This is a genomic window from Halobellus sp., assembly GCF_042218505.1.
Classification (GTDB): domain Archaea; phylum Halobacteriota; class Halobacteria; order Halobacteriales; family Haloferacaceae; genus Haloquadratum.
In genome coordinates this window covers 1-17,661 of sequence record NZ_JBDGQZ010000016.1, presented here as the reverse complement: position 1 = coordinate 17,661, position 17,661 = coordinate 1, and the positions used below count along the sequence as shown (strand labels likewise).

The following is a 17,661-nucleotide window of genomic DNA, read 5'->3' as shown; positions in this document are numbered from 1 at the left end:
CGAGACGTACAGTGCACTGGCTAATAAACCGCTGAGATACTGGGGCCAGTTTGCGGACGCTTGCACTCGTTTGTGCCGCTCTCACTCACTCCGCGTGGAACACGAGCGCCGCTGAGAACAGTCGAAGTCGACAGTTGCAGTGAGTTTCGGACGTTTGCAGCCGGTCCGTTCTTTCCCGCTCGTTTGTGCGTTGCAACTCACTGCCAACGTCTTATCGGTTTATTGTCATACCACCCCGAGGTCAAACCGCAATGGATTCCATCAAGATCCTCGCGGCCGGTTTCGTGGTGTTGCTCGCGGCCGGCGGTGTTGCTGCTGCTGACGGGGGTGCCGGCGCCCTTGCGATAACTGGCGAAACGGGTAGCATAAATGACGCCGACGTGGACGCGACGTCCGAGAACGGGACGGTGACTCTGACGCTCGTCGACGAAGGCGATGGCGTCGCGAACGCGACGGTCGACGTGAAGCGCGAGTACCAGCACGAGTACGACGATCAAGACGGCGAAAGCGACAACGAGTACGACGGTCGGGAGAGCGAAAGCGACCACGCGCACGAACGGGTCGGCACGACCGATGCCAACGGAAGTGTTTCCTTCGTTCTCAGCCCCGAAAACGAATCGCGGAACGTCACCGCTCTCGAAGTCGAACTCGAAAAGGGTTCGTTCAGCGGGGAACTCACGTACCGCGTCGAGAACGGCTCGCTCGTCCTGATCGACGAGTCGTACGAGTACGAAGAAGAGAGTGCGGATCGAGAGAATAACGACACAGCGTCGTACAACGAGAGTAAGCAGATGAGCGTCGGGATGTCTGACGCCCGCGACATCGCAGCGGACACGCTCAACGAGTCGTCACAGGGGCGCTGGAGACTGGTCGAAGCGGACACACACCCGGGTGACAACTACTACAAATTCGAGTACGTGCTCATCGACGCCGATCAGTCCGGTGAGGCCGAAATTCGGATCGACGGAAGCACCGGCGGAGTGATCAAGTACGAACAGGAGATCGAGGGCGAAGGCGAGAGAGAGTACGAAGACGACGAGGATGAGAACGAAGGTGACGAGCAGGGAGACGAAGACAAGACCGACGAGCGTGAAGACGGCCGGGAGATCGAGGACGAAAATGAAACTGACGATGAAAACGAGCAGGAACCCGAAGACGAAGACGAGGGAGACGAATCCAGTGACGAGGAGACGGAGAACTGAGACGGCACGGTCGCAGGTGACCGCCTCAATCAAAAAAAACCCTATGCGCCGGACCGCTCGTCGGTCAGGATCGGTGTATCGGAGCGGTAACACTACCGACACGTAGGGAGGAAAGAGATTGAAACGTTCATATGATCACTGTCATAACTTTCTATAACTGAATGGCTGTCACCTCGAACGCTGGTCGCCGGGCGGTTATATCAGTCCTCATCATCGGCCTGTTGGTCGGTGTGGTGCTGACGCCGATCGCAACGGGCGAAGCCGCCGCCCAGCAAGCACAGCCAGAAGCTGACAACACTGTTACACGAATTGACGTGTTCGAAAACGGGTCGGCGCGTTGGACGATTCAGATCCGGACGCGACTCGACACCGACCAGCGCGTCGCCGAGTACACCGCGTTTCAGGACCAGTTCAAAAGCGACACGGCGGCGTACCTCGGGCCGTTTCGCACGCGGATGAAAGGGGTCGTCGCGGATGCAGAGAATGCGACCGGCCGCCAGATGCGGGCGACGAACTTCTCCGCCTCGACCAGCATTCAGGAGGTCCCCCGACGATGGGGCGTCGTCACCTACGAGTTCACCTGGACGAACGTTGCGACCCGGGAGAACGGGCGGGTGATCCTCGGCGATATCTTTCGAGGAGGGTTCTTCATCTCGGCCAACGACACGCTCCAAGTCGTTGCGCCCGAAGAGTACGGGCTCGAACGCGTCGAGCCGAGCCCCGATAGCCGAGACGCGGGGATGCTGACGTGGAACGGTCGCGAGGACTTCGCGGACGGTCGCCCCCGCGTCGCGTTCGCTCCGGCCACCGAGCAGGCAGGAGAAAACGGCGCGAACACGGCTGTGAACACCCCATCGACCGGCCAAAGCACACTCCTCGGACCCGTCGGGGGGCCCACGGTTGTCGGCCTCGTCACTGTGGTCCTCCTCGGACTCGGTGGCGCCGCAGTGTACAGTCGGCGCACCAGTGAACCGGTCGACTCCGGGGACCCCGACGCGAGCGATGGAGGGGCCGAACCGCCGCCGGCCCCTGACAGGGAGAGCGTGACGACAGCGCAGGGTCCGGGACAGTCGGTTTTGACAGACGAGGAGCGGGTCCGCGAACTACTCGACGCGAACGGCGGCCGTGTTCGTCAAGCGATGATCGCCGAGGAGTTCGATTGGTCTGCGTCGAAGACGTCGCGTGTCGTCGGACGGATGGCCGAGGAGGGAACGGTCGAGAAACTCCAATTGGGGCGGGAGAATCTGGTCACGCTATCAGACGACGACGCGTGAGGACCCTCACGACCCGAGAAGGCAGTCCGTCCGAACGCAGTTCGGCGGTCAAAGCGACGTTGTAACGAATACAGCGATAGAGAGCCCTCGTCGGATCCGTTCGGTGCCCACCTACGTGTGCAAGACGCGGTCGTATCCGGCCAGAAGTCCGATAATCGCTCCGGCACAGTGCGCGAGCAACGCGCTCCCGGGCGCACTCCACTCAACAGTCAACCACGCCGCGACGATTGCCACCACGACCAGAACGACCCGTGCCGAGAGGTTCAACCACCCCGTCACGTGCTGCGATATCGGGTTCGAGGTCAGCACGTAGCCGACTAATGCGAATGCAGCGCCGCTTGAACCCAACACGGCGGTCGGCGTTCCCAGAGCCCCCGCGACGAGGACCTGAACGACCCCGGCGGCAGCGCCGCTCGCGACGAAGAACAGATGAAATCGGGCTGTGGACGTCGAAAGCGCGACGACGCCGCCGGCGAGGACGATCAACACGGCGTTCGCCAGTAGATGCCCCGGTCCGACGTGTGCGTAGACGCTCGTCACCAGCGCCCACGGCCGGCTGATGATCGGGGATGCAAGTACGAACAACCGCCCCGCACCGACGAGGGTGGCCGCCCACGTCGCAAGCGAGGCGATAGTCATCGCTCCGAGTGTCTGGACGACCGGGTTGCGTGCGATCACCCTGGGGAATGGCTCAGCGGCGGTGGGTCCAGCGCCCATACGTCTAACAAAGGATGGGAGCAGGTAAAACCGACCGCAACGGTGCGCGGAGAGACCCCCCCTTACCACGAGCGAGCGAACCCACCACTCGGTTCGCTACCGATCCGAGAGCTCTGTAGCCAGTTCGCGGGCTCGTGCGACGTGCTCGTCGGCCGTCGGGTCTCCCGTTCCGTCGACTTCCGCGAGCAGGTCGACGACGATGCCCGCCCGCTTGGTCACCACGGCGTCGTCGTCGACGTCCCGGACGTCCGCCGCGACGGCCTGCGCCTCACCCAGCAGACGGCTGGCGGTCCGCTCTACGGGGAGTTCGGCCGTTGCTTCGAAACGCTCGTGCAGTTCCGTAGCCGGGTCGCTCGTCATAGATGCACTCCGTGGCGAACCCTAGACGCCGGTGCTACTTGGCCCTGTGGGTCGGGCGGTCGGTCACACGATGGACGTGATGGCACCGACGATGGGCGCGAGAACGAGAAGATACACCGCCGCTTCGACGCCCCACGCCCGGCGGATTGCGGACAGTCGCTGTTTCGACAGCCCTTGCGACCGCGGGAGCACGACGAGGGCGAAGAAGCCAACCATTAGCGGGTAGCAGACCGCAACAGCCGCGACGACTGCGATCGGACCGCCGCCGAACAATGCGGACGCTACGAGGACCAGCCAGACGAACAGCGGTCCAGTGAGCGTGCCCGCGACGTAGTGGACGACCGAGGCCAGTCGCTGCGGCGCACGGTCGGGTTCGGTGTCGGTCAGTACCCCGCTGGCGACCTTCGGCGGCGTTTCCCCCTCGTCAACGCGGGCCATCACCGCGTCCATCGCGAGCGTGGCCACGATACCCCCACCGGCCCCGACCAGAAACAGCAGCGGGACCGAGAGCGGAGCGGAAACCTGCAATATCGACATATCCGGTGGCAGGACCGCACCCGACCTATGCGTTCCGGTCGACCGGGAGACCCCTCGACGGCTGTCACGCCGACGGCCGTGGGGCGATGCTTTATCGAGCGTTCGTAACCGGAGCGCCGATGATCCGCTTCGAGACAATCGAGACCGGCCGTCCTCCGGCAGCAACAACGCCCGTGACAGAGGCGACGTTTTCGCGGTCGCCTGTGACGACTGCGGGCTTACGATCTGAGGCCGTCAGACGGCGCTGGGAGAGGGGCCAGGACGGTGTCCATCCCGATAGCGAGGAGGCCGCGGACGAGTAGGCAGGCCGTGAACGCGATTGTCCCGAGTTTGCCGCCGAAGCCGACGAGGACGGTCCCAGTGGCGGCGAAGAGGAGCCCACAGAGCGCCCCCGTCGCCACCATCGTCAATTCGCCCGGCACCCGTTCTGGCTTGGCCATTCCGGCGAATGACGCACAGAAGATGACTGCGGCGACGCCGTCGCCGACGGAGAGAAGCGGCGGACAGACGAGTCCGCCCACGAGGCCGACGAGCGCGGACGCCTGTACCGGACCGTGACCCAGGCGGACAGAACTGACGTACGTCACACCCGCCGCCGCCGCGCCAGCGAACGCGTACCCGATCGCCGTCGGGAGGGCGACGATACCGCCGGTTCCGCCGGTCGTCCCAGTCGCCAGTGCAATTGCGGCACAGCCGACGAACGCGGTGGTACCGAGTTTTCCCCCGAAGCCGTCGAAGGCTCGGTCGGCGGCGACGAACACCATCCCGGCGACGACCCCCGCAGCCGTCACGGTCGCGACGTTCGCGAACAGTGCAGCGGAGGCCATCCCCACGAACGTGCCGCAGTAGACGGCCGCGCTGTAGGAGGGGACTAAGCGGTCGGCGAGGAGACCGACGAGCGCGGCGGCCACAACGACTCCCAGTCCGACGTCGGCCGCCAGTACTCGGGTGAGTGGGGCGCCGGCCGCTACCGCGAGTACCATCGCCGCATCGGTCGTGTTCAGCATCTCCCAGTCGTCGGTCGGACGGCGAAACAGTGACCCCGCTTCCAGGCACGCGACGTAGCCAGTGCACGCGATGGCTGGGAGGACAGCGACCGTCAGAACTAGCGAGGGGATCGACGTGGTGGCTTGGACGGTCCCGAAAGCGGCCGCGCCGAGTAGTGCTGCGGGTGCGATACTCAGCGGAAGGACTCCGATTCCCTGAAGAACGGTTCGCATACGAGTCTATCTACCCCCGGCGGTCGGGTGTGTCCTCGCCGTAATGTTGTGTCTGTTTATACCCCTCACCGGTCAAACGGGGAAATGAATCGGTGAACGCTCCCACAGGTCGTACGAAAGAAACAGTACCTTCGATTGCGTCGTCAGTCAGTTTATTAAGTCGCAGCCTGGTCAACCGCCGGCATAGTTCGGAGGTATCGATAAAACCCCGCAGAGTACGAGGCAACTCTCGGGCGGATACGTGACCTACATCGAGGCGGTGACGACCGAGGATGAGCGATGCAGAACACATCGTAGAGCCGCGGGAGAGCATCTGCCCGTTCTGCGGCGTCGGCTGTCGTCTCACGTACAGCGAACGGAGTGGCAAGACGACCGGTGCGGAGGGCCCGATCAATACGAGGGGTGAAATCTGTCCGAAGGGCGCGGCCGCGTTCGACGTGGTCGACCACGACGAGCGCCGTACGGAACCACTGGTCCGCGAGGGTGACCAGTTCGTCACGGTACCCTGGGAAGAAGCCCTATGGCTGACGAGACGCGCATCGGCTCGACTGTAGCAACTGACGGCCCCGACGCCGTCGCGTTCTTCGCGTCGTCGAGCTGCACGAACGAGGCGAACTACGAACTCCAGAAAGTGGCTCGCGTCCTCGGGACGAACAACGTGGACAACTGCGCACGGTTGTGTCACGCTTCGACCGTCGCAGCGATGCAAGACCGGTTCGGTGCCGGAGCGATGACGAACTCACTTGACGACCTCAATGAAGCCGACGCCTTTCTCGTGACGGGGGCGAACCCAGCAGAGCAGCACCCGGTCGCGTTCCGGTCGTATAACTGCCCGCCGTCCGCGACGGTGCGACGCTGATCCGCGTCGACCCGCGGGCGAACGATACCACGGAGGCGGCCGACGTCCACTTGCCGGTTCGTCCGGGCCACGACATCCCACTGCTCAACGCGATGGCCGCGGTCATCGTCGAGGAGGGCCTGGTCGACGAGGCGTTTCTTGACCGCCGGGCGACCGGGCTCGAGGGGTTCAAGACGTTCATCGATGGGGTCGACGTCGCCGAAAACGCCGACCGAGCCGGCGTCGACGAGGCCGAACTCCGCGAGGCGGCCCGAGCATACGGCGAATCCCCCCGTGCGGCGGCGTTCACCGGGATGGGGATGAGCCAGCACTAGTGTGGGACCCGGAACGTCCACGCGCTGGTGAATTTGGCCCTGCTGACCGATAACGTCGGCCGCCGGGGGACGGGCGTCAACCCGCTTCGCGGACAGAACAACGTGCAGGGGGCCTCCGACGTGGGCGCGCTTCCGAGCACGCTTCCGGGCTATCGCGACGTTTCCGATCCCGACGACCGGGCGGCCGTCACCGAGGAGTGGGGCGTCGAACCGCCCGAGAAACCTGGACGCACGGAGGTCAAGATGACTCACGCGTTCGGCGAGGAGATCCGTGCGGCCGTCGTCCTGGGCGAGAACCCGGCGATCACAGAGCCCGACGGCAACAACGTGGCCGCGAAGTTCGACGACGTAGACTTCCTCGTCGTCATCGACTTATACGAGACCGAGACGACGCGACACGCCGACGTGGTCCTGCCAGGCAGCGCGTGGGCCGAAACGGACGGCACCGTCACTAACACCGACCGACAGGTCCTCCGGATGCGATCGATGACCGATCCGCCGGGCGGGGCCCGCCCCGACCTCGACATCGTCGCCAATCTCGGCGAGCGCCTGACCGACTGCTCGTTCCCGGCCGATCCGGAAGCGGTGTTCGAGGAACTCACGCGCGTCTCACCGATCTATGCTGGGATGACCTATGCGGGGATCGACGACGGGGGCCAGCGCTGACCTTTCCCCGCCGGCGCAGACGCCGGCACGCAGGTCTTCCACCGAGAGCGGTTCGCCAACGGGGAACTGACGGCCCCGCTCGTCCCCGTTGCGCACGTACCACCGGCCGAGGACCCCGCCAAAGACGAACTGACTCTCACGACCGGTCGCATCATCACCCACTTCAACAGCGGCGAACTCACGCGGCGCACGGAGGCACTTCCACGGATGGTCGAAGCGGCCACCCTGCAGATCCACCCGGACGACGCCGCGGAGCGGGGAGTCGTCGACGGCGACGAGGTCCGCGTCGCAAGCGATCAGGGGATGGTGACTGTGCCCGCCGACGTGACGTCCGCAATCCGCCGCGGAACGGTGTTTCTGACGTTCCACTTCGACGATACGCTGGTCAATCGCGTGACGGGCGACGCGCTCGATCCGACGGCGACGATTCCGGAATTCAAGCACACGCCGGTCAGCGTCGACCCACGGTGACCACTCGCAGTGAGCGTTTCAGTAGCCGGGCTTTAGGCACCCATTTTCGAAGGACGACGCAACCTTCGGTGTTGGAATCTTTCGGCGGCTCTATCCGGCGACGGGCCGGTAATCGGGCGTCGGTTCGGCGGCCACCCGGCAGTTCTGTGGCGGCCACCTGCGTCTCCGTCGCGGCCGGTCAATCGCCCGTGCCGCCGCCGGAAGTCCGAAGCAGGTTTTCGAGGAGTTTCGACTGGGCCTTCGAGAGGTGTTCTGCGAGCGTGGAGTCGTTGATCCCGAGCGACTCGGCTACGTCGCCGGCGTTCGCTCCGCCGCGGTACTCGAAGTAACCCAACCGATAGGCCGTCCGGAGTACCTCTCGCTGACGCTCGGTCAACGCCCCACGGTTGACAACGATCGGATCGCGGCCGTCGTCCTCCTCGGCAGTCGACCGAACGAGATACTGGAGGGCAACGCGGTCTGCGAGGTCGTTGAGTTCGGCAACGATCTCACGGAGTCGCTCGGTGTCCGGCAGACAGAGGGTAAGCACGAGGGTGCCGTCGGTCGCGTAAACGTCCGAGATGGGAGAGTCCAGCCGTTCGACCACCTCGCAGGCGCAGGGCACATCGGCGTCGCGCGTGAACTGGTAGACCCGGTCGTCGCCGATCTCCATCACCGAATCGGCGTTCGCGACAGCTTCTGGATTCTCGACCGCGACCGTCGAATCGACGCGGAACTCCTCGGTGACCGTGTCGTCTGTCGCTCGCGTCCACGTCACGTTTCGAACTGTCGGGCGCTCGCTCCCGTCGGCGTCTTCGAGCGCCGAAAGTTCGGCGACAGGACAGTCGGCGGCCACGTCTACGGCCAGTTTGGCGCGGATGCCGTCAGCCATCAATAGCAGTCTTTGGCCGGACAGTGAAGTTCACTACGGTCAGCCAGGCGGAGGCGGGACGCACAGGCAGTCATCACTCGAAGCCGCTGACGAGCGTGACCACCCACTGCGCGGGGTCGCTCTGGCGGCGCACTTCGACGCGCTCGACCCACTTGACCCACTGGAAGCCGCGCCTGCCGGGCGCGATCAGTCGTATCGGGCCGCCGTGGCCGTGGCTCAAGGCCTCCTCGCCGACGTGCGTGGCGAGCAGCGCCTCCCGTGCCTCCTCGATCGGCAGCGACCACCGATAGCCCGTGACCGAGACGAATCGGACGTATGCGGCGTCGTCGTCGGGCTCGGCCGTCTCGAGAAGGTCGCCGACGCGGATCCCACGCCAGCGTTGCACGGTGTACCAACCGCTCGTACAGTCGAGAAGCGCCTCGCGCTCGCTCTCGGGGGACACCTCGTCGTACGACAGCGACAGCGGCGTGTCGATCGCCCCACGGACCGACAGCGACCACGCCTCCCGATCGATCGGGTCGGGATCGTCTGCGACCCACGAGGTCACGGGGAACGCCTCGTTGCCGTCGCCCGGCCTTGGCTGCGATCCGGTGAACCGGCGGTCGGAGCCGTGCGTGTCGAGGACCTCGTTGACGAAGGTCTGCGCACGGTAGAGGACTGCGCCGCCGAGCAAGAGCCCCGTGTATTTGATCGTCGTCCGCCGGCGGTGGAAGTCCTGTCGGGTCGGTCGGCGGAACCGCGTCGTTAGGTGAGCGACGACGAGAGGGACGAGAACGAGTCCGAACCCGACGTGGACACTCAACAGCGTCCAGTACGCGAGGCGCACGTCCACGCCGGCGACCCACACAATCCCTGTCGCCAGCGAGCCGACCGCCGCGAGCAGTGTAACCACTGACAGGGCCGTCGTCGGCCGCCATTGTGTGCTGTCGGTGAGCCGGTAGCGGACGCGAGCGAGTTTGTACCCGAGCAGGAAGATGAGCGTCAGGCCGGCGATCCGGTGGGCCCAGAACAGCGGCCACCCGTCCGGGGTGCCGATCGTAAACGAGACTAGACCGGAGACTGTCTCGAACAGGACGACGGCCAGAATCGACCAGTCCACGAGTCGCGGCGGTGGGCGCAGCGCGGAGACGAGGTCGCTGACGCGGGACTGAGGGCGCACACTAGAGCGTTAGCACTCGTCGCGCAAGAGTTGCCGGGTCGGTCGAGTCGGGATTGGGCGGCTCGGCGAGTGGCGAGCAGTCGGCACAGTCGCGTCGGCCCGCGGCGGTGTGCCGAGCAATCGCTGCCCGACGCGGGGTAGCCGTCAGCGCACACGGGCTCTGGCCGCGTCTCAGTATATAAACGCGCGCTCCGGTCGGAGCCGTTGGTGCAGCCGGAGCCGTCGGAACGTTCTCGTGGAGAATCGGCTCCGATAGTATAATATCCGGGCAACGACGCTGTATCCGTATGGAGCGATTCGACGTGGCAATCGTCGGCGGGGGTCCCGCTGGCTCGGCGGCTGCACACGCCGCTGCGTCGGCCGGTGCGTCGGCGGTGGCCCTCGAGAAGGGCGTCCCGCGGTCGGACCGGCCCGACCGACTGGGACCGGATTCGACAGACGCCGCAGGTATCCTCGATTACTGGGTCGATATTATGGGCATCCATCCCGACGAGATGCCCGAAGAGGTCGTCCTCGGCGAACTCGACCGCGCTGAGTTCATCGGTCCCTCAGAGTCGCTTACCCTCCACTCGACGGGAATCGAGTCCTCGTACGAGAACTTCGGATTCTGTATGCACCGGGCGCGCTTCGACGACTTCCTCCGCGACCGCGCTGAGGAGGCCGGAGCCGAGTACCGGGCCGGCGTGTCCGTCCGCGACGTCGAGACGGATCGCGCGGGCGACGGGCCGCGACACCGACTCGAACTTGCAGACGGGGAAGAGATCGGCGCGACGTTCCTGATTCTCGCCGACGGGCCGCAGCGACAGGTGACGAATCGCGTAATCGACGAGTATCTGCCGTTCGACGTGACCGAGCGCCTCTCGACCCGGGAGACGAACCACATCGCCTACCAGGAGCACCGGCGACTTCCTGAGGAAGTGTACGAAGAGGTCGACGGCGCGATCAAGTTCTGGTGGGGACATATGCCGGGGCACACGGCCTATCCATGGATCTTCCCGAACGACGGCCGCGTGGCCCGCGTCGGGCTCACGATGCCGATCGGAATGGACATCGACGGAATCGAGACTCCCGACGCGTACCCCCTACTCGAACCGGACGACGAACGGATCCCGCAGGGGAGCGAGTACCTCCACCGCCTGCTCGAACGCGAGTACGGCGACGAGTACGACGTCGAAGCCGACTTCCCGCTCGTCGAGGACCGCGGGAAATCTGATGGGACGGAGACGTACGCCATCTCCTCGACGCAGCCCATCGACTCCCCGACTGCCGCCGGGGTCGCCGTCGTTGGCGGCGCGATGGGGGCGACGTCGGCCTTCCACGAGGGAGGCGATCACACGGCGGTTCGGACCGGGGCAATCGCGGGCGAGCTCGCCGCAGCGGGCGACCTCTCGCCGTACAACGAGCGCTGGAAGGACGAGATCGGTGAGGAGGTACTCCGGAACGTCACGATGGCCGATGTCGTCCACGACTACGAACCCGACGACTGGGACTGGGCGTTCTCGACCGCGCAGAAACTCCTCGAAGACAGCGAGGGCTACGGCCTGTTCGACACGAGCAACGTCAGGGCGGGCTTCGGTGCAGCCAAACTCGTCACGACGTACAAGCGCACGAAGTTCTCATTCCGGAACGGCAAGTACGTCCAGATCACCGAGTCCGACTACGCGTTGTAAGCAAGAGCCGAGTCAGCGGAGTCGGAACGGCCTTTGGTCTCGACCGTCTGCGTATAGATGCGCACCCTTAGTCCCCGCCCGAGTACTCCCACTATGGGAGCGATGACACGGCGGCGAACCCGGGTGTGCGACATCTGCGGACAGTCCGCGCCCGAAAGGCGGACCGCCCGACACGAGGGTTTCCCGGCCGACGCGGCACGCAGCCCCGGGATGAGGCCGGCCGTTAGTGTTCCGGGCGCACATCGACCTTTTACGCTGCGCGCTGGCTCCGCCAGCGCTCGGTAAAAGCTCGACCAAAAGCTCTCCTCGCTCCCGTTGGTCGCTCGTCGGCCTCGCGCTCACGTCCGTTCACGCGAGTGAACCGGCGACCTACCGGGCTCTCCGAGCCGCTCGGTCGCCGGATGCTTGCCACTTCCACCGATCACTAGTAGTCTCTTGCCCGGTAGTGTTCCGGGCGTACATTTCAGAACTGGAGAGAGGGTCCACTGATTCAGCGGTGAGTAGCAGATACGGAAGTTACTATTCGTATTAGCAGTATGCTTTTGCGGGAGTAACAGCAACGTGTAGGTATGTCCGAGGGTGAATCCCGGCGGATCGCACGCGAACTCCTGAGCGAGCCCCATATTCGCGGCCGCAGGATCAGCGTCCGCCAGGTGTACGCCCTCGTTGAGGAACGCGGTGAGGATCCTGAGGCCGTTGCCGATCGGTACGATCTCGACGTAGCTGACGTGTATCACGCGTTGGCGTACTATCACGATCACCCGCGAGAGATGCGTGACGTAGAAGAGGCGCGCGAAGACGCTATGGAAGACTTCCGCGAATCCATCGACCGACCCGAAGGCGTCGGTCCAGACGCCGCCTGAAATGAGCGAGTGGCGTTTTCTGCTTGACGAGAACATCGACCCAAAGACGGCCACGTATTTGGAGAAGGAAGAGATCTATGCGGAACACGTCCGCGATGCGCTCTGGCAGGGAGCCGACGATGAAGCAGATGTGCTACCGTACGCACGGGAACACGAACTGATCGTCGTGACGAGCGACGTGAAAGACTTCGGTGGAGTGCCGGCTGATCGTCACGCTGGCATTGTTCTCCTCTACGACGATACGATGCCGGCATATCGGGTTGCAGCTGGTCTTATTACAATGACCGACGCATACCAGGATCGAGATTCGTTCGGCGGGCGCGAGGAACTCGATCCGTGGATTTGAACAGATGCATTGATTTTACGCGTTCAAGCGCCTCAGACCGTCTGGTTCACTTCCACTGGGCCTACTAGTAGATCCTCGTCCGGTAGTGTTCCGGGCGTACATTTCAAATATTCAACGGAAAGGAACTCTATAGCCAGTTCCGACTCACGTATTCGAGCGTCACGTCGGACTGGTTGATGTACTCGGAGAGCTCGTGTACGATGTCTCCGACCTCTTAGGCCGAAAGTGTCTGATTCTTCTGGAAGAGAATTCCAGCAGTGTCTTCGGCACCTATCTGGGTGAAAAAGTCGTCATCTTGAGTGAGAAGGAGACGGTTTGTCTCGCGTCCGTACGCAGCAATCGACTCGTCGTCAGCACCGAGACCGAGCTCTTCGACATCGCCGACCCGTTTGACATCATGACCGAGCTTCCGCAGATAGTTGATCGTCGCCCGCTCGACGTTTTCGTCAGCGAGGATGCGATACATTAGTCACGCACGTCGTCAGGGTCGGTCGTCAAGTGGTCGTGTTCCTCAATCGCAGATTGCCGCTGACGTTCGATCGTCCGCATCTCTTCGGGATGGTCGTGGTAGTACGTGAGCGCCCGATAGACATCAGCCACGTCGAGGTCGTGGCGATCGGCGACTGTTCTGGGATTGAGCCCCCGCTGTTCAACCTGTTCTTTGATAAACTGAACAGTGATACGTCGGCCTTCGAGATGCGGCTCGTCGTGGAGTTCCTGCACGATACGTCTCGCCACTTGGCTCATACCGCAGACTACGCCGCCATCATACTTGAACGTCTGGACTGGATTTCGGCCCGATTTTACTTTCACCGAGCCTACTAGTAGAAACTCGTTTGGTAGTGTTCCGGGCGTACACTTCGAACTGAATACGATAGACAGTCGAATAAAACGTCGCGTAGAAAGCTACATTTTCTCGGCATCCGTGGGCGCGAACGAATGAGCGACTCGCTCTGGTATCCGTCGGTAAAGGACGTCATCGACATTCATAGCGACATCGTTTCAGAGTACCCGGATACCAGCCCCGGTGTCCAGAATCGAGGGGACGTGGAGTTCGCACTTGAGTTCGTCGAAGAGGGAACTTTCGGGTCGGTTCCCGGCACGATTTACGAGAAGGCGTATCACCTGCTTCGACTGCTCGTTGCCAATCACCCGTTCGTGGACGGGAACAAGCGGACAGCGCTCAACACAGTCGTCGTATTCTATTTCCTCAACGGATATCGGTTTGACTACGACGACGAGATGCGGGAGGTTCTGAAGCAGTTCGGTACAGACGAAACCACGGTGAGCGAAGAACGGGTCATCGACTACCTCAAAACGGGTACCGAGGAAATAGACCTCGCTGAAGAAATCGAACAGTGGCGAGACGGCCTCATTCGGCACGGACTCGAACAACTGACAGACGAGTCGTCGGACCCGAACGATTAACCGCGCCCGCGGACAAAAAGTAGGTATGACAACGGAGCAGAGACAGGGCGAAAACACCCCACTCGACGACGTGTTGGAAGACATTCGACGTGAACTCGTACGTCGGGTTGCCGAGGCTGACCGGGACGAACACCGCGAAATCTACGACGCCCTCGAGGACGAGTGACGTTCTGAATTATTCTGTCTTTTCCCGCTATTGCAGAGGGTTTCAGTTCTACCCTCCTGCTAGTAGAAACTCGTCCGGTAGTGTTCCGGCGTACACTTTCGAACTACCGCAGATGCGTCTCCAGTGAGTCTACGACGCGATTCACGAATTCGTCAGTGACTCGACCCTGCCGCGCGACGAGGTCTTCGCTCCAGGCGAGTGAATCACCCACGGCGAGACGAACGACTCCCGTGGACCACCGCCAGTTTCCCAGACACCTTCCCCGAGGCGAAGCGAGTCGTCGTATCTCTTCGGCGAGATAGCGACCGCGACGTGTTGCTCGTCGGCGAACAGGAGGGAACTGTTGTTCACGACAAGCCACGGTCGCTGGCGATCAGCGACGAGTTTGAATGGCCAGTGCTCCTGACGATATCGCCGCGTTTCGGCACCATCGATCACTCGTCTTCACTCGAATCCTGTTCGCTCGGATGCGGCAAGTCGGGGGCGACAGCGTCCCAGTGCTCCGACTCGATTCCGCCATCGGCTTCGTCGAACTGTTCGCTCACATCGTACGAGTCGCACGCTGCGGCGACCCGCTATTCATCCTCCGTGATCGCCCAGCACTGCCTTCGACGGCGGGCGAAATCACGCTCTTTCAATCGCGTGAGCGCGGTGCCGACCGTGTCTGGGCCCTCGTCGACGGCAGTAGCTATCTCTGACCGGGTGAACGCCGCGTCCCGGTTCGTGTGGAGATTTGTTTGGCGAGCGAGAGGAGCTTGATCCGTGGATTTGAATAGATATGTTGATTTCGCGGTTTTGAGCGTCTCAGGTCAGCTAATACACCTTCGTCAAGCCTACTAGTGAACCGTCTCGGGTTCGGTCCCCGGGATAATCGTATTGTTTCGTTGATAATTCGTCTTCGAGACGGTACTTAACGGTACCAGTGCCGGTACACGAATCGCCATCTGGCGGATGAAACACTGATGCGTCAACACTCACCCGCGCACGGAATAATAGATACTCCCAAGCCCAAGCCCAATCAGTAGCGACTCAATCGTGTAAAGGATCAGAAGCGTCGATCCGGTGATTTCGTAGATTCCGATAATCGCGGGTGCGTAGATGACTTCGGCCACGGTGCTGAGCGTGACGAGTCCGAAGCCCAGTGTGGTAAACTTCAAACTGCTCTTGCCGACTCGCCGCTGTGCTTGGAAGCTCAAGTATGCGAGAGCGCCACCGATGGCGAAAACGAAGACGTTGCTCAACACCAGCATCCAGAGTGTGGGTAGACTACTCATTACTCCTCCTCATTGGCCTCGGATCGTCCTCCAGATTCCTGAAGGTCCTCGATGAGTTCAGCGAACTGATCCACGGTATCCCGTTCGATGTCGATATCGACGGTAAGTTCTCCTTCCTGTATGCTGATCCTGATTTCATTTAAATTACTCTTGTATTCGTTGTACTGTGTCCCGTCGGGGTCTCTCGTGAGTTCTTCGGAGAGAAGGTTATATTCTTTCATAATGTTAACACGGCGGTAGATGGTCGCTAAGGATCGGTCACAGATCTCCGCTAACTCCTTGGCAGACATCGGTTGGACGCTCGCGGCAACGAGGATGCGACGGACATCCTCACTGGCCAGGACGTCGAAGATGTCACTGGGATCCCACGCTTTACTCACATATGTTCACTTTGGATCTGACCATTACTACTGGGTCGGAGAGTCGGTCGCTGACACATCTGTTCAGTATGGAATGCACGTTATCCACGTGTTTAATTCTCGGTCCCCGGCTGACGGTCAGGGAAACACGAAACGTGAGTCGAACCACTGCCCCTGCCGCAACCACAGATCCGCTTGGATTAGTTTTCACGATGACTATCAATCATCAGCAGCGGCGTTTTCCCCGTCGTGCAAGCCTCATCGGAATCGTTCCAGATAAGAATTGTGCCAGAGTAGACTGTTCTGCGACCCCCAACACGGTAATATCGTGATTTCTGGTGAGCCTGACCGACGCCCCGGTAGTCGTCTCTCCCAGAATTATATTTGTTTGGATTGTGTCAGTCTCGTCAGGTACGTCTGGGTGACGTTGCTGTTCAGTTCGTTTGATCGTCGAAGTGTCGGCCGTCTCCGACAGGGCAGTCACCAGCTGTACGCGCATATTATAAACAACCCCGATCTCGGAGGCAGCGCGCGCCGCGGCCGCAGTGTGTGTTCCTGCGGCGATCGGGACGAGGACCGAGTCGTCCGGTGCGTCCGGACCCGGACCGATCCGCTCAACGAAGAGATCACTACTGACTCGAGTACTCAGCGTTTCGATGGAGACTCGCCTGAGCAATGATTCTCTGAACGGTGATAGCTCACTCGATCCCACGGTAGTAGCGTTTGCAACTGATTACACAGTCGATCGCACGCAGTCGCGCGATCGAGTGAGCGAGGACTTGCGAACGCTACTATAGAAGCGCTGAAGCGTCTACTCGCTCAGTGAGAGAGACGATTGACTCCACAGGGTCGTGGCTCGCCGGTGACAGACCATCGGCGGATACGTCGAACGACTCAAAAACTGATACTGCTCGTTCAACGATCGCATCCTGTGCGGATCCGATTTCGTTAGTTGCCGTGAGTAACTGATCCGATAACTGTGTGACACTCACTATCTTCACCGTTCCAACGTTCGCTTGAGCGAGCGTACACCCATCCGAGTGAGCGCATCTACCGAAGCAGGGTTTGCAACTGCCACAACAGCGCAGTAGTCACTCATCGACGATGGGGTCAGTCGACAGAAGCCACGTCGCGTCACCGCAGCCAATGTATTGACGATGGTTCTTTGATTCAGTTTCGGGGCGCTCTCCATCACATCGAGCCTCCCGCTGCGTCAGCGTCGAACCATTCGTCGAGCCGAACGGTGACCACCGGGACGTCGGCGGTCCGTACGGTCCGTTCGGTGATACTGCCGAGAAGGAACTGTTTCACGGGTCCGCGCCCGTGTGTCCCCATAATGATCACATCGATGTCGTGGTCATCGGTGTACCGTTGAATCGCGCTGTAGGGCGTTCCCTGCTGAATGACGGCTCGAGTCTCGACACCAGCCGCAGTCGCTCTCTCGACGGCTTCGTCGGTCACGTTCGTGTGAAGCTTGTCGGTAAGAGATCCGAGTTCGTACGTTTCGTGTTTCGTCGCTTGGGCTCGAATGTCGACGACGTAGAGCACGTGCAGTGTCGCGTCGAAGCGTGCCGCGAGGCTGATTGCGTGGTCGATCGCGAGTTCAGAGCCATCCCCACCACGTGTCGGTAAGAGCAGGTCGGTATACGTCCTGTCGACCGATGCGTCGGACCCGCCTGCCGTCCCCACAGTCATTACCGGAACAGGTGACGTGCGGACAAGCTGTTGTGTGACGCTTCCGAGCAGGTGGCGTTCGATGTTGCTTCGGCCGCGCGTCCCCATCGCGATCAAGTCAATACCGTTGTCACTCAAGTACGCCTGAAGCGCTTCTGCCGGCGTGCCGTCGACCAATGCAGTAACCACGTCCACTCCAGCGTCTTCGCTGAACGTTACGACTTCATCGAC

At 62.1% G+C, this 17,661-nt stretch carries 18 protein-coding genes and 1 pseudogene; 8 read left to right on the top strand and 11 right to left on the bottom strand.

Annotated features, from left to right (window positions below):
• Positions 1-251: 251 nt before the first annotated feature.
• Positions 252-1,202: a hypothetical protein gene (locus ABEI27_RS04470; protein WP_375798211.1), complete on the top strand. Its 951-nt coding sequence runs from the start codon at positions 252-254 to the stop codon at positions 1,200-1,202.
• A 161-nt stretch (positions 1,203-1,363) separates the two neighbouring features.
• Positions 1,364-2,476, top strand: coding sequence for a helix-turn-helix transcriptional regulator (locus ABEI27_RS04465; protein ID WP_375798210.1), 1,113 nt, complete (start codon positions 1,364-1,366; stop codon positions 2,474-2,476).
• A gap of 111 nt (positions 2,477-2,587) precedes the next feature.
• Here the strand turns inward: ABEI27_RS04465 and ABEI27_RS04460 are convergent, their stop codons facing one another.
• The 4 genes from ABEI27_RS04460 to ABEI27_RS04445 all read right to left on the bottom strand — a co-directional run bounded on the left by ABEI27_RS04460 (position 2,588) and on the right by ABEI27_RS04445 (position 5,310).
• Positions 2,588-3,193 (bottom strand): rhomboid family intramembrane serine protease, encoded by a 606-nt coding sequence (locus tag ABEI27_RS04460; RefSeq protein ID WP_375798209.1) that lies wholly within the window; start codon positions 3,191-3,193, stop codon positions 2,588-2,590.
• A 96-nt stretch (positions 3,194-3,289) separates the two neighbouring features.
• Entirely contained in the window at positions 3,290-3,553 is a 264-nt protein-coding gene (locus ABEI27_RS04455) for a hypothetical protein (RefSeq protein WP_375798208.1), read from the bottom strand.
• 63 nt (positions 3,554-3,616) lie between these two features.
• Positions 3,617-4,090, bottom strand: a complete 474-nt coding sequence (locus ABEI27_RS04450; protein ID WP_375798207.1) for a hypothetical protein — start codon at positions 4,088-4,090, stop codon at positions 3,617-3,619.
• Positions 4,091-4,308: 218 nt separating this feature from the next.
• Positions 4,309-5,310 (bottom strand): hypothetical protein, encoded by a 1,002-nt coding sequence (locus tag ABEI27_RS04445; RefSeq protein WP_375798206.1) that lies wholly within the window; start codon positions 5,308-5,310, stop codon positions 4,309-4,311.
• 272 nt (positions 5,311-5,582) lie between these two features.
• Between ABEI27_RS04445 and ABEI27_RS04440 the strand changes: the two are divergent.
• A pseudogene (locus tag ABEI27_RS04440) lies at positions 5,583-7,620 on the top strand (molybdopterin oxidoreductase family protein).
• A gap of 178 nt (positions 7,621-7,798) precedes the next feature.
• On the opposite strand, the gene ABEI27_RS04435 reads toward ABEI27_RS04440, so the two are convergent.
• Together ABEI27_RS04435 and ABEI27_RS04430 are read right to left on the bottom strand one after the other, a co-directional pair.
• Positions 7,799-8,491, bottom strand: coding sequence for a helix-turn-helix domain-containing protein (locus tag ABEI27_RS04435; protein WP_375798205.1), 693 nt, complete (start codon positions 8,489-8,491; stop codon positions 7,799-7,801).
• Between the two features lie 73 nt (positions 8,492-8,564).
• A complete protein-coding gene (locus ABEI27_RS04430; protein ID WP_375798204.1) occupies positions 8,565-9,650 on the bottom strand; it encodes a molybdopterin-dependent oxidoreductase in 1,086 nt (361 codons plus the stop codon).
• A gap of 287 nt (positions 9,651-9,937) precedes the next feature.
• On the opposite strand from ABEI27_RS04430, the gene ABEI27_RS04425 reads away from it, so the two are divergent.
• The 3 genes from ABEI27_RS04425 (at position 9,938) to ABEI27_RS04415 (ending at position 12,529) form a co-directional block, all read left to right on the top strand.
• Entirely contained in the window at positions 9,938-11,320 is a 1,383-nt protein-coding gene (locus ABEI27_RS04425; RefSeq protein WP_375798203.1) for an NAD(P)/FAD-dependent oxidoreductase, read from the top strand.
• A gap of 569 nt (positions 11,321-11,889) precedes the next feature.
• Complete coding sequence (locus tag ABEI27_RS04420) at positions 11,890-12,183, top strand: DUF433 domain-containing protein (RefSeq protein ID WP_375798202.1); 294 nt, start codon at positions 11,890-11,892, stop codon at positions 12,181-12,183.
• Position 12,184: 1 nt separating this feature from the next.
• Positions 12,185-12,529 carry a DUF5615 family PIN-like protein gene (locus ABEI27_RS04415; protein WP_375798201.1) on the top strand — a complete coding sequence of 115 codons (345 nt, stop codon included), beginning with the start codon at positions 12,185-12,187 and terminating at the stop codon, positions 12,527-12,529.
• A gap of 214 nt (positions 12,530-12,743) precedes the next feature.
• On the opposite strand, the gene ABEI27_RS04410 is transcribed toward ABEI27_RS04415, so the two are convergent.
• Together ABEI27_RS04410 and ABEI27_RS04405 are read right to left on the bottom strand one after the other, a co-directional pair.
• A complete protein-coding gene (locus ABEI27_RS04410; RefSeq protein WP_375798200.1) occupies positions 12,744-12,995 on the bottom strand; it encodes a DUF5615 family PIN-like protein in 252 nt (83 codons plus the stop codon).
• Positions 12,995-13,276 carry a DUF433 domain-containing protein gene (locus tag ABEI27_RS04405; RefSeq protein ID WP_375798199.1) on the bottom strand — a complete coding sequence of 94 codons (282 nt, stop codon included), beginning with the start codon at positions 13,274-13,276 and terminating at the stop codon, positions 12,995-12,997. Before ABEI27_RS04405 ends, ABEI27_RS04410 begins: the two co-directional genes overlap by 1 nt.
• A gap of 192 nt (positions 13,277-13,468) precedes the next feature.
• On the opposite strand from ABEI27_RS04405, the gene ABEI27_RS04400 reads away from it, so the two are divergent.
• A complete protein-coding gene (locus tag ABEI27_RS04400) occupies positions 13,469-13,957 on the top strand; it encodes a type II toxin-antitoxin system death-on-curing family toxin (RefSeq protein WP_375798198.1) in 489 nt (162 codons plus the stop codon).
• Between the two features lie 25 nt (positions 13,958-13,982).
• Positions 13,983-14,123, top strand: a complete 141-nt coding sequence (locus tag ABEI27_RS04395; RefSeq protein WP_375798197.1) for a hypothetical protein — start codon at positions 13,983-13,985, stop codon at positions 14,121-14,123.
• Between the two features lie 974 nt (positions 14,124-15,097).
• Here ABEI27_RS04395 and ABEI27_RS04390 read toward each other — a convergent pair.
• The 3 genes from ABEI27_RS04390 to ABEI27_RS04380 form a co-directional block, all read right to left on the bottom strand.
• Entirely contained in the window at positions 15,098-15,397 is a 300-nt protein-coding gene (locus ABEI27_RS04390) for a hypothetical protein (protein WP_375798196.1), read from the bottom strand.
• Positions 15,397-15,777 carry an ArsR/SmtB family transcription factor gene (locus tag ABEI27_RS04385; RefSeq protein ID WP_375798195.1) on the bottom strand — a complete coding sequence of 127 codons (381 nt, stop codon included), beginning with the start codon at positions 15,775-15,777 and terminating at the stop codon, positions 15,397-15,399. The genes ABEI27_RS04390 and ABEI27_RS04385 overlap by 1 nt, the downstream gene beginning before the upstream one ends.
• A gap of 1,170 nt (positions 15,778-16,947) precedes the next feature.
• Positions 16,948-17,661, bottom strand: a 714-nt coding sequence (locus tag ABEI27_RS04380; RefSeq protein ID WP_375798194.1) for a universal stress protein, incomplete at its 5' end; no start/stop codon positions are given.

Bases quoted from the DNA above. Each gene is read 5' to 3' on its own strand.
- ABEI27_RS04435 (WP_375798205.1), bottom strand. From the start codon at position 8,491: ATGGCTGACGGCATCCGCGCCAAACTGGCCGTAGACGTGGCCGCCGAC.
- ABEI27_RS04405 (WP_375798199.1), bottom strand. From the start codon at position 13,276: ATGAGCCAAGTGGCGAGACGTATCGTGCAGGAACTCCACGACGAGCCG.
- ABEI27_RS04445 (WP_375798206.1), bottom strand. From the start codon at position 5,310: ATGCGAACCGTTCTTCAGGGAATCGGAGTCCTTCCGCTGAGTATCGCA.
- ABEI27_RS04455 (WP_375798208.1), bottom strand. From the start codon at position 3,553: ATGACGAGCGACCCGGCTACGGAACTGCACGAGCGTTTCGAAGCAACG.
- ABEI27_RS04395 (WP_375798197.1), top strand. From the start codon at position 13,983: ATGACAACGGAGCAGAGACAGGGCGAAAACACCCCACTCGACGACGTG.
- ABEI27_RS04465 (WP_375798210.1), top strand. From the start codon at position 1,364: ATGGCTGTCACCTCGAACGCTGGTCGCCGGGCGGTTATATCAGTCCTC.
- ABEI27_RS04460 (WP_375798209.1), bottom strand. From the start codon at position 3,193: ATGGGCGCTGGACCCACCGCCGCTGAGCCATTCCCCAGGGTGATCGCA.
- ABEI27_RS04425 (WP_375798203.1), top strand. From the start codon at position 9,938: ATGGAGCGATTCGACGTGGCAATCGTCGGCGGGGGTCCCGCTGGCTCG.
- ABEI27_RS04450 (WP_375798207.1), bottom strand. From the start codon at position 4,090: ATGTCGATATTGCAGGTTTCCGCTCCGCTCTCGGTCCCGCTGCTGTTT.
- ABEI27_RS04390 (WP_375798196.1), bottom strand. From the start codon at position 15,397: ATGAGTAGTCTACCCACACTCTGGATGCTGGTGTTGAGCAACGTCTTC.
- ABEI27_RS04415 (WP_375798201.1), top strand. From the start codon at position 12,185: ATGAGCGAGTGGCGTTTTCTGCTTGACGAGAACATCGACCCAAAGACG.
- ABEI27_RS04420 (WP_375798202.1), top strand. From the start codon at position 11,890: ATGTCCGAGGGTGAATCCCGGCGGATCGCACGCGAACTCCTGAGCGAG.
- ABEI27_RS04470 (WP_375798211.1), top strand. From the start codon at position 252: ATGGATTCCATCAAGATCCTCGCGGCCGGTTTCGTGGTGTTGCTCGCG.
- ABEI27_RS04400 (WP_375798198.1), top strand. From the start codon at position 13,469: ATGAGCGACTCGCTCTGGTATCCGTCGGTAAAGGACGTCATCGACATT.
- ABEI27_RS04410 (WP_375798200.1), bottom strand. From the start codon at position 12,995: ATGTATCGCATCCTCGCTGACGAAAACGTCGAGCGGGCGACGATCAAC.